The following is an 11,836-nucleotide window of genomic DNA, read 5'->3' as shown; positions in this document are numbered from 1 at the left end:
TAGTCACCTCCTCATGCTCTCTATATGTAAAGATGGCAGAAAGCCAGGAAAAAAGCAACGATTTTCCCTTTTTCTTTTTCTACAAAAAAACACCTTACGGGTCTGTAAGGTGTTTTTTTATGTATCTTTCGCTCTCAGCGGAAGACCTGCTTCATTAAACGATCCCGAACAAATGGCAAATTAAAAAATGAACGAACAGCTAGACTGCGGATAAATGAATTTCCAAACAGCGAATTTAAAACACGGTATCTCATTTGATAGCCCAGCGTTCCAACAACTAAAAGCGTAAGTACCAATACAATATGTCTCATTTTCAAGCCTCCTTACGTTTACTTTGCTCCTATGACGAACATTTTATGCTCTTATATAGGTAAAAGCAGGATAAGGGTTCCGCCTGTAAAAGCAGCAAGCAAAATAGCGGCAAGATTTACAACATCATTGTTAAAGAAAGTTATTCCTTTCTCTTTTATCGTTGGCTTACGGCAATGATCTTTCCGTTCCGTTTCAATACCGCAGCTTTGACAGCGAAAGCGAACTTGCACACTTGCTCCAAGAAGAGTGTCTATAGCGTTTCCAATAAAACCAAAGCACCCGACTAGCAATATACTACTTAGCGATACGGATGGAAAAGCAAAATAACAAGCGGCAGCAATAAGAAAAGCTCCGGCTGCTCCGGCTGCTGTACCTAAAAGTGAAACGGCTCCTGAGGTACCCGCTTCTACTCTCTTTAATGTCCAAAGGTAAAACGGCTGCTTCTTACTAAGAGACCCTATTTCAGATGCCCATGTGTCCGCATTAGCAGCTGAGATACTGATCATAAACATCCACATGTAAACAGGAAAAGCTGTTGCAGCATATAACAAACCGCAAGCAGCAGCTACACCTCCATTAGCAAGGACTTGAATATAATCTCGCCTGTCGTGCTTCTCTAGCTTTTCTTCTAATGCGCGTTTTTTTTCTTTTTTGTACTTACTACACAACGTAGAAGTGCTAAAAAATAAGAGTAAGAGTAAAAAACCTTGCAGCGAAAAACCGATATAAACGCTCGCTCCTACGATAAAAGACATGCAGGCTCCCGATACTGTCAGTGCTTTTGCTATGTAGCCTGCTCCTGCCATGAGTAATATTACAATTATCATGACAGCATCAAACGGATTCACAGCAAATAAGCTCCTTCTCTGTCAAAATATATTCAACGGGAATATCATGAGATTCATATGGGACCTCTGAAACGACTTGACAATCAAACGCAAGGCTTAGCTTCTGTCCGCTATAATCTGTTAGATAACGATCGTAATAGCCGCCTCCATAGCCGATACGATATCCATTTTTGCTATATACCACGCCAGGCACAAGGAGTAAATCAATTGAAGATTTTGAAACGGGAACAGTTTCTTCAACAATTGGCTCCGCTAACCCGTAGTACACTGTTTCAAGCTGTGAAAAATTCATGATCTCGTAGAAAACCATTTGAGATGTTGTGGGGTTGCATTTTGGAACAGCTACTTTCTTTCCATCTTTCCAAGCACGTTCAATGATGGCTTTCGTATTAACTTCTTTATTTCTTGAAACCGTAGCTGCAATGACTCTAGCTTCTTTCCATAAACAAGTTTCATACAGTGCATTTGCTATGCTTGTTGAATGTGCCTCGTGCTGATCTTCAGAAATTAAATTAAGAACGCGCTTCATCTCTTTGCGCAGATGAGATTTCATTTGAATTCCCCCTATAAAAAAAACAGCAGGATTGTACTCCTACTGCTTACTTTGTTTCGCGATGAAGTGTAACTTTTTTAAGTCTTGGGCTGTATTTTTTTAACTCAAGACGATCTGGGTTATTACGCTTGTTTTTAGTTGTAATGTAATTACGGTCACCAGTTTCAGTGCAAGCTAATGTAACGTTTACGCGCATCTATTTTCCCTCCAAACATTATAAACATAAATCAGACTTTAATATAATATCATTTTTCGAAAGGAAATGCCAGTCTGTTTTTTTGAAGAAAGTCATTTAATTTCATTTCTTCACTTTTTCTTTCCTCTTAGAGCCCTGAGCTCCTTCTCTCCTACGCCTTATCTATAGATGAAGTGTCTTGAAATAAGCGGAACTCTTTTTACGAGAGGCGCACTTCCTTTCTTTTAAATAAAATCCATTATTTACACTCTTTGATACTCTTGTATTTTTTCTACAAAATATGCCGACAGCTTCTTGGCAGTCTGAGTGTTTAACGCCTCTGAATAAATATTTAATACAGGCAAGTGACCATCGGGCAAAATAAGCGTCCATTCATGGGGATCATGGTAAATCTTTAAGCCATCAATGACATACACTTGTTTACCGATTGCTTCTTCTAATAGTTTCTTCATGACTTGTTCTTGAATTTCTAGCGGACATGAAATATACCGCCAGTTCATATAAGCGTGCGGGACATATTGAATCATTTCAGAAATTTTTCGCTGTTGCACCATAATTAATTCGATCAGCTGACATAAAGCATACATGGCATCTAACTGAAATTGAACGGGCCCCAAAAGACTAAGTAAATCACGTTTTTTTGCTTTTGTCCTCATAAATGATTGATTGAGAGATTGAGCAAATGTTTCTAGTGTGGATGAATAGTGTATAGGAATAGGAACGAAGGCTACTTTTTTTGTCATGTATACGCTATAAATATAAAGCGACATAATTTCTGAGTCATTTACGCTGCAGCCTTTTTCATCATATAGAGCAAATGTTTCTCCATCTTCTTTAATCTGAATACAAAAAGACAGCTTATTTCGTTTAATTATTCGTTTGATTTCTTCTGCTTTCTCCCATTTGTTTAAAAATAAAACATGGACACGAAGACGCTTACATAATAGTTCGACAACTTCCTGTATAAGCGGCGAACAAATCACGCCAATCCGCATATTGTCTTCTAATAAAGCATACTGATTAATTGATTTTACTAAAGCAGCACAATATTCTCCCCTGATATTTCCTATGCTTGTTTCTTTAAATGAAACAGAAGTCGTTACGTTTGCTTTTTTAGCTTGAAGGTACATCCGCTCAATCTTTTTTTCAATAAGCTGATTAACTAATTGCCCTTTATTATCATATATTTCTAAAAACAGGCCGCTGTTTTTGCTATCCACACCAATATAAATACCAATGCTCGCTTGTGAAGTCATCATGTAATATCGAAATACCGGAAGAGCTTCTTTTTTAATATCATACACAGCTGAATGATTACTTCGTAAAAAAGAAAAGCATTCTTTGCGAAGCTGAGTGGCTTCTCCGTCATCATCGCTTGCTAGACAGAACGACCCTTGATGTTTGCATACAAGTAATAACGCATTGTATAGTCTTTCTCGATCAACAGATGAATGTACATACAGGCGACCGTTTTTGAAGATAGAAACATCTGGCTTTACAGAAAGTTGGGGTAGCACTTGATTTCCAGCTACTGTATCTTGGACATACGTAGTCATTGCTTGAACATTTACATAGGGACCTATCGTAGCGTTGTATAAAAACGATTCTGCCCCCACCGTTACGTTTTGAAGCAAAATCGTTTTATCGATTGCAGCATGTGCTTCTATGATGCTATTGGTTCCAATAATCGTGTAAGGACCAATTGAAGCACCTTTTTTAATCACCACATTTTCTCCTACGTAAACCGGATCGTAAACAGTCACCCCTTCTTCTATGAGCGCGTCATCTGAGACAATACTTTCCTGTCTATTGCCAAACCACTTGCTCCACAAATCATAGTGTGCTTGACGATAATGGTGGATTTGCCCAATATCAATCCAATAATCTTCCGTTACAAAGCTGCACACAGTATGATTATATTCCAAAAGAAGCGGGATAATGTCAAAGCTAAAATCTGTAGGACCATAAGAATTCACGTAATCAAGAACGGATTTTTTGATCACATACACTCCCGTATTAATCAATCGGCTATTGGCCTGTTCGTAGGTCGGTTTCTCTACAAACCCAGTGACTCGATACCCTTCATCTATCGTCACCACTCCATAGCCCCGCACGTCGTTTACTTCTTTTGTAACAATGGTCATTTCGCTTTTTTGTTCATAATGAAAATGAATAACGTCTTGAAGATTAATTTCTGTTAAGGCATCTCCACTAATAATAATACAGTCTTCCTCAATAAAGGCCTCTGCTCGCTTAATTCCGCCCGCCGTTCCAAGAGGCTCTTTTTCGATAAAATAAGTAAGCGTCACTCCCCACTGAGAGCCATCCCCAAAGTATTCAATAATTTGTTCATGCCTATACTGCAGCGTAATCCCAATCTCTGTAATTCCATGTTTCTTAAGCAGTTCAATGCTATATTCCATCACAGGTTTATCGTAAAGCGGTAGCATAGGCTTTGGAATCGTATAGGTCAAGGGCTGCAGTCTTGTTCCTTTACCGCCAGCAAGTATAATGGCTTTCAATTTTTTGCCTCCCTTCTTTTTTTATCCTGGCAAATCTGATGTTGAAACAGCTTACTTGTATCAATAGCGATTTTTTCCCAGCTAAACATAGTTGTTGCTTTTCTATACCCATTTTCGCTGATTTTTGCAGCCGTTTTTTCATTTTTTAACAAAAATTCAATACAGTTGATTAATTCGAGCGTATCTCCTCGGGCAAACGTCAGGCCCGTGTCAAAATGTGAAACAATATCGCTTAGACCTCCTGTATCGGCAACGATAGTTGGCTTCTTGGCTACCATCCCCTCTAAAGCCACAATTCCAAAAGGTTCATATAAACTTGGAAAAACAACCATTTTGCAAGCTTGAAGAAGCTGATTTCGTTCGTTATCGGTAATGTATCCAATAAAATACACGTATTTGTCTAGTTGCTTTTCACTTACCTGTGTTCGAAACTCATGAAGTAAAGGCCCTTTTCCTGCTACAACGAATTGAACATCTATTTGTTTTTTCTTAAATAGTTCCGCTGCTTCAATAAATAGCTGAAATCCTTTTTCATATACAATTCGTCCAATTGAAAAAATAATAGGGGCCTTTCTAAAATTATATTTCTTTTGTAAACTTTCTTTTAACCGCTCATTTACTGCGTCGACTACCAGCTGCTTGTCAATTCCATTTGGAAATATAGCAATTTTATCTTGCTCTACGTGAAATAAAGTGATTAATTCCTTCTTCATATAGTCGCTGCAGACAATGATTGAGCTTGATTGTCGAATCAGCTCCTCTTCTTGCAAGTGAATTTTTTGCTGCATGTCATTATGAATACCATTATTGCGCCCATGTTCTGTCGCATGAATGGTCGTAATTAGCGGTCTATCCGTTTTATCTGCTAAACATTTTGCAGCGGATGCAACAAGCCAGTCATGAGCATGAATAACGTCAAAAGACAGCTTGTAGCCTAATTGCAGTCCTCTAAGAGCCATAGCCACGTTCAAGCTGTTTACCCATGTCAAAAAATCCGGATGATGAGGCTGCAGGCTTTTAACTCGGTAAACGTGAACACCGTATAAACGCTCATATTCCGGCAGCCCCTCTACATACGTTGTTAATACACTAACGTGATGGCCTGCCTTTGCTAACGCTCTGGATAAATCAAATACATGTCGTGCAAGTCCTCCGATAACTAGAGGAGGGAATTCCCATGCAAGCATTAAAATGGAGAGACCGCCTTTATATTGATTTACTGATAAAGCCGCTGGCTCTATCTCTTTTGTAGGGTATAAAAAAGAACTGCCTGAAAGAAAACTGTTTTCGCTATCCATCCTTGGATTCTCTTCGTGACAGAGAAAATCAAATAGTTTTACTTGCCTTTCGTATTCATCTTTGACTTTTTCAAAATTATAAAGCCAATCGCTGCTACTTAAAAGAAGCCACTGTCGGTAGATAGTATTCACCACGCTAGGATGTTTAGAATCGATAACATCTAGCATCGCCTCTGACTTCTGTACGGTTGAAATAAACAATTGATTGTTCTCACTGACAAATTCGGCGCTTTTTGTTGCACCGTAGAGTGCAAGAGTTTCGTTTTGATGAAACTCTATATCCCTCGCGTAATCTAAAGGATATTGAAATGTACCGCTTGCTGCTTGCATTCGCTGAAAGCCAAGCGTGTCCTTAGCCTTCAAATCCAAAAAAACGCTCGCTTTATTGATTGTTCCTTCCTCAACTTGTTTTCCTTGCTTAGGATATGGAAACAAGATAATGCCAGCAGGCGACTTTTTTAGTTCATCTGTTGATGACTTCACAAAGGTATAGCGCATTTCATGAGAATTTAGGAGCATATCTACTTGATGAGTATACTCTCCTTGCTGTATAAAAAAACCGACGGGCTTTTTTTCAAAAAACTGTTGAAAAACACGTATTGCTTCTGTAATTTGGAGATTTAATGTTTGTTCGGTTTTAAGGGTGGAAACGAACGCGTTCGTTACGGTAGTAGGAATACACTCCATCATGTCATGCTGAAAAAAATATTTGCAGGCTGAGAACAAGCTCCCGTTCCACTTTTTAAAAAAAGTGAGTGCTCTCTGATGCTGCCGGCTTGAAAACTGGTGTAAATACCGCGCGTAACGAGTGTTAAACTCCTCGTCGTTTAATGCGTTCAAAAACACACAAGACATCACAGCTGTTGCACCTATCAATTTCTTAGACTCAATTTGATCTAAAAAAGGGATGAACTCGTTCGTTACTTGTTCAAACAGCAGATACTCACTCTCTGTTTGAAGTACATGTAGCAAGGGATAATGCATATAAGTTAAAAGAATACAGTCATCACTATTCATATTGCTTCTTCACCTGCTCCAAGTCATTTGAATATAAGGAATATGTGCTAAATTCATTTTGAACACCCTGGTGAACTTTTACAGGTTCGTACATCCAGCTCAACGAAGTTACATTTACTTGTTCATATTTTTCTTTCATCAAATAAACCGGATTGGAACGAAGAAGGGAAAAAAAACTTCCTTCTTTATCTTGAATACCAATATCTATTACATACGTGCGCTCACTTTCCAAGCTGTTCATAAACATGAAGTCTTGCTTAGGAGTAAGACCCTTCATATAATAGCGGTTTGATTCATGGCCGTTAAAATGAAGACCTGTTATATCATACGTACACATAGCTAGGTTCAATTCTTCCCACCGTGTCGAAAACATACTTTCTACCATCTCTCGAATATGCTCAGAAAACGACCAGTGAACATAAATACGAGATGAGTCAAGCTGAGTAGCTATACACACATTTAAGTTTTGAATAAGATTAGCAGCCACTGTTTTATCACTTCGTTTCTTAGAATGTTTTTTCTACATATAAATGCCGTATAAACTTATTAACATCTTACCATTCAGAAAAAGTTGCCACAATAAACGCAATTTGTCGATTTGTGTTAAAAATTCAGGTTAACATAGTAATTATAATTTACTAACAAAAAAACCTCTTCGCTTATTAGAAGAGGTTTTTCTACTATTCGTTTAAGTCGTAGCGTTTGCCTTTTACAAGGTAAAATACGCTTTCTGCTACGTTAGTGGTATGATCAGCCATACGCTCTAAATAGCGGGCTACAAATAAAAGCTGCGTAATTTGGTTCATAGCCTCCTGCTTTTCTTTAGCAAGACTTAAAAGTTCTTTGATTGTTATTCCGTAGAGCTCATCCACTTGATCGTCCATTTCCGCTACTTTTTTAGCCAGCACAAGATCTTCCTCGTGATAAGCTTTTAACGAAAGGCTCAACATTTCAATCGAAATATCGTGCATTTTCTTTACGTGTTCTAACGGCTTAATTAATTCTTCGTTTCCAATTCGTATAGCTGATTTTGCTACGTTAACCGCAAAATCTGCCATACGCTCAACATCCGAAGCAATTTTAATTGCCACAATGATACGTCTTAAATCGATAGCCACGGGCTGCTGCTTTGCAATCAGTAAGATAGCTAGGTCATTAATTTCTTCTTCTAAGTCATCCACGTATGAATCGCCGTCGATAATTTCTAGCGCCAGCTCAACGTTGCTTGTTTGCAACGCTTCAATTGATTTTGATAGCGCCTCATGCGTTAAACGCCCTATTTCTAATAATTTTTCACGTAATATCTTTAAATCACCATGAAACTTTTCGCGTACAACCACTCATCCCATCTCCTTGTATGTCTTAACCGAAACGACCTGTAATATAATCTTCTGTGCGTTTATCAGATGGCATTGAGAAGATTTTATCTGTTTCTGCGTACTCTACCACTTCTCCATTTAAGAAAAATGCTGTTTTATCTGAAATACGTGCCGCTTGCTGCATATTATGTGTAACAATAATAATGCTGAAGTCTTTCTTTAATTCTTGTACTAACTCTTCTACTTTTAATGTTGAAATTGGATCGAGTGCAGAAGTAGGCTCATCCATTAAAATAACGTCGGGTTCAATAGCCAAGCAGCGCGCAATACAGATACGCTGCTGTTGTCCACCTGACAACCCATTCGCATTTTGATTCAAACGATCTTTAACTTCGTCCCAAATAGCTGCTCCTCGTAAACTTTTTTCAACAATTTCATCTAGTTTTTTCTTATTGCGAACGCCATGAATTCTTGGGCCGTACGCAATATTATCATAAATAGATTTTGGGAACGGATTTGGCTTTTGAAAAACCATTCCTACTTGCGTGCGCAGCTCTTCCACGTGGTACGATTTATCAAAAATATTTTTCCCTCTATACTCAATTTCACCTGATGTACGGACAATTGGAGTCATTTCTACCATACGATTTAACGTTTTAATATATGTTGATTTTCCGCAGCCTGATGGACCGATGATCGCAGTAACTTCGTTAGCATGAATGTCTAAATCAATATTTTTTAAGGCATGTGTGTTGCCATACCATAAATTCAAACCTTTTGTTTTATATACAATTTCTTTTGTTTGCGGAGTATTTACTTTTTCTTTGTTAGTCAATTCCATTGTTATTGCCATTGGATAATCCTCCTTCATCGTCTTTAACCGTTTTGAGCACAATAAAAGTCTCTCTATGTCTATTTAATATCTATTGTTTACTATCAGTGTAAATAAATACGAGAAGCCGAAACGCTTCCCCTTATTTTGATCATTTCTATTAACCCTTACACTTACAGAATAATAGCCGACTATTAATTGTGTTTTAACTCAATGTAAAGCTTTTGTAAACGAAGGTCTATCTGTGTGTTTTTTAGGTAAAAAACTAGTTCTTACGACCCTTAAATTCAATAAAAAACCATATATGTAAAGATTTCTAATAAAAAAAAGAAGAGGTAAAGACATAACTAAATTAATTCAATCTAAAGATGGGTAAATTGGATAAATAAGCTAGTAAGAACCACTTCCGACCCCGCTGTTGATTTTTGTGAAAGGCTTCGCTTTTCCTGGAGGAGTCTTCACCTTGCTCTCCAATCAACCGCTAAAAGGGCCTATCTACACGAAATCTACGTTCACTCTACCAATAAAAAAATCCGAACGAAGCTGATTCTTAATCAACTTCGTTCGGATCTTACTTTAACTAATATACTTTTATTCCAGCCTCTTTAATTGGCGTCGTTTGCAATGACAGCCTGTTGATTCTCTTCTTGGTCTTTTACTTCTTGTTCACCTTTTTTCTTTAAATCAAAATACGTATCGAGCGCAGAACGAGCAAGCTCTTTTGTAATGGTATTTGGTGCACTTGGCACAAATGCCGATGGTACCACGACAGCTACTGCAATTTCAGGATCATTCGCCGGAGCAAAGGCCACAAAGTTTGAATTATTAACTTTAATCGGGTCCTTTCCGCTTGGGTTTTTCTCATAGGCTTGTGCCGTTCCTGATTTACCAGCAGGATTATAGTTCGCTGTATGGAAAGCTGCATACCCTGTACCGCCTTGTTCTTGCGTAACGCGTTTAAAACCATTTTGAACATCTTTAATGTATTCTTCTTTCATCGTGATACGATTTAACACATCAGGTTCAAATGAATGCTGCGTACCGCCAATTTCATCGGTTTTAATCGTTGGTTTTCGGATTTCTTTTACTAGCTGCGGCTTAATGCGATACCCTCCATTAGCTATTGCAGAAGTATATTGAACAAGCTGCAGCGGCGTGTACGTATCATACTGACCAATTCCTAAATCAAGCGCCGTACCTGGAACATCGCTTCCGCCTTGGACACCTGTTGATTCGTTATCAAGGTCTATGCCTGTTGATACGCCTAAGCCGAACTGACTGTAGTAAGAACGCAGTTCGCTGAATGTATCAGGTTTAATCGGTAAAGTCATGTTTTTATGATACTGTAACCCAGCCATAGCCATTACCGTTTTAAACATAAATACGTTGGATGAATATTTTAACGCAGCTGAATACGTTAAGGGTCCTAGCCCTTCAGCCTCAGCTGATTTTTTAACCGGTGTTCCTTTAATTTTTAAGGGTTCATCAACGAACACTGTGTTTGGCTTAATAGCTCCTGAATCTAAGCCGGCTAAAACCGTTGCTCCTTTTACAACAGAGCCCATTGTATAAGATGTTGAAATATTTCCTAATGCAAAATCTTCTATTTTAGGCGCTCCAGTCTTCTTATCAATGGTGTATTTTTTACCTGCCATTGTTAAAATTTCTCCTGTGTGAGGATCCATCATAATAACAAAAGCACGGTCTAAAAATTGCGTTCCTTTCATTTGCTTTTTGGCTAAAAGCTGGTCCGTAATTTGTTTTTCTACCGCTTTTTGAAGCTCCATATCAATAGTTAAAACCAAATCACTGCCGCGTTCACCTTTAGACACTTGAATTGTATCAAGGAGATTTCCTTTTTTATCTGTTACATATTGAACTTTTTCTTTTTGACCGCTGAGCTGAGCTTCGTATTGCTTCTCTAAATAGCTCGTCCCAACTTGGTCATTTCGGCTATAGCCTCTTGACAAGTAATACTGTACTTTATCTTTAGGCAGTCCTTCGTTGGCAGATGATACATTTCCAAGCAAAGTACGGAGAGTACTGTTTTCTGGGTATGAGCGATCCCAATACGTTGTTGTATCAACACCTGGAAGCTCATCTAAGTGCTCACTTACAACGGCATACTCTTCATTTGTCACACCGCTCTTAACAATTTGCGGGGTGTTAGAGTAACCTGCCTCCATTTGGCGCTTAATAGCCAGAACTTCTAAATCACTCTTTAGAGTTTCTAAATCTTTTTTAGAGATGCGGTCTAACTGACGTTGATACAGTTCGTCATCAGTCATTTCACCATCTTGAACTTTTTTGCGATCAGCTTGCGTAATTTTCTGTTCCGCTTCTTTAGGATGAAGCATAATCCAATAATCCTTCATATCGCGTTCTGTAATTTTTACCACATTTTTAGCATCTTTATTCTTTTTATTTTCTGGAATATCAATCACATTTGTGGTGTAAGGAACATCGATCATAGTGGCTAATTTTTTAGCGATGCGCAGCCTTTCTTCAGCTGTATTTCCTTGAAAACGAGTATATGTAATCGTATTTAAAGAGGTATTATCTACAATTACGCGGTTATAACGGTCGTACATTTTCCCTCGAGGAACAGGCGTACTGACCGTAACGTCCTGTGTTTTTTCGACTTCTCGTTCGTAATTCTCACCGTATACAATTTGAACAAGTCCCAACCGCAAAATTAATACGGAAAATAGGGCAAATACGGTCAAGAAAAGTAAGTTCACACGAAAAGGCACGTGACTTTTTCTTCTTTTTTTCTTTTTCATACCAACACCTACACTTTATAAAACATATATACCATAACACCATAAAATCAGCCATTTAGCAAATAAATAGACACCTGGCAGGTGCCTATTTACACAACGTATTTATTCTAAAAGAAAAGCGCAGCATTTTCCATAGTACAAATGAAGGAGCTGACA

At 38.1% G+C, this 11,836-nt stretch carries 10 protein-coding genes; all 10 read right to left on the bottom strand.

Annotated features, from left to right (window positions below):
- Nucleotides 1-134 precede the first annotated feature (134 nt).
- Nucleotides 135-311, bottom strand: coding sequence for a hypothetical protein (locus AC2YJL_RS01995; protein WP_013059186.1), 177 nt, complete (start codon nt 309-311; stop codon nt 135-137).
- Nucleotides 312-362: 51 nt separating this feature from the next.
- Nucleotides 363-1,160, bottom strand: coding sequence for a DUF92 domain-containing protein (locus AC2YJL_RS01990; RefSeq protein WP_230933599.1), 798 nt, complete (start codon nt 1,158-1,160; stop codon nt 363-365).
- On the bottom strand, nt 1,147-1,713 hold the full coding sequence (locus tag AC2YJL_RS01985; protein WP_195695898.1) for a 5-formyltetrahydrofolate cyclo-ligase: 567 nt from the start codon (nt 1,711-1,713) through the stop codon (nt 1,147-1,149). The genes AC2YJL_RS01990 and AC2YJL_RS01985 overlap by 14 nt, the downstream gene beginning before the upstream one ends.
- A 46-nt stretch (nt 1,714-1,759) precedes the next feature.
- The gene (gene rpmG, locus AC2YJL_RS01980; protein ID WP_013059189.1) at nt 1,760-1,909 is read right to left on the bottom strand and encodes a 50S ribosomal protein L33; all 150 of its coding nucleotides are present in this window, start codon (nt 1,907-1,909) and stop codon (nt 1,760-1,762) included.
- A gap of 242 nt (nt 1,910-2,151) precedes the next feature.
- Nucleotides 2,152-4,431 carry a sugar phosphate nucleotidyltransferase gene (locus AC2YJL_RS01975; RefSeq protein WP_230933600.1) on the bottom strand — a complete coding sequence of 760 codons (2,280 nt, stop codon included), beginning with the start codon at nt 4,429-4,431 and terminating at the stop codon, nt 2,152-2,154.
- Nucleotides 4,428-6,746 (bottom strand): glycosyltransferase, encoded by a 2,319-nt coding sequence (locus AC2YJL_RS01970; RefSeq protein ID WP_230933601.1) that lies wholly within the window; start codon nt 6,744-6,746, stop codon nt 4,428-4,430. Before AC2YJL_RS01970 ends, AC2YJL_RS01975 begins: the two co-directional genes overlap by 4 nt.
- Nucleotides 6,739-7,233 (bottom strand): DUF4912 domain-containing protein, encoded by a 495-nt coding sequence (locus AC2YJL_RS01965; protein ID WP_025750525.1) that lies wholly within the window; start codon nt 7,231-7,233, stop codon nt 6,739-6,741. The genes AC2YJL_RS01970 and AC2YJL_RS01965 overlap by 8 nt, the downstream gene beginning before the upstream one ends.
- A gap of 193 nt (nt 7,234-7,426) precedes the next feature.
- Nucleotides 7,427-8,086 carry a phosphate signaling complex protein PhoU gene (gene phoU / locus AC2YJL_RS01960; protein ID WP_013059193.1) on the bottom strand — a complete coding sequence of 220 codons (660 nt, stop codon included), beginning with the start codon at nt 8,084-8,086 and terminating at the stop codon, nt 7,427-7,429.
- 22 nt (nt 8,087-8,108) lie between these two features.
- Entirely contained in the window at nt 8,109-8,906 is a 798-nt protein-coding gene (gene pstB / locus AC2YJL_RS01955) for a phosphate ABC transporter ATP-binding protein PstB (protein WP_370506071.1), read from the bottom strand.
- A gap of 596 nt (nt 8,907-9,502) precedes the next feature.
- Nucleotides 9,503-11,680 (bottom strand): peptidoglycan D,D-transpeptidase FtsI family protein, encoded by a 2,178-nt coding sequence (locus tag AC2YJL_RS01950; RefSeq protein WP_230933602.1) that lies wholly within the window; start codon nt 11,678-11,680, stop codon nt 9,503-9,505.
- Nucleotides 11,681-11,836 lie beyond the last annotated feature (156 nt).

This window comes from Priestia sp. SRI_019, assembly GCF_057586255.1.
Note: the sequence above shows the minus strand (reverse complement) of the source record. Positions and strands in the feature narration are given on the sequence as shown.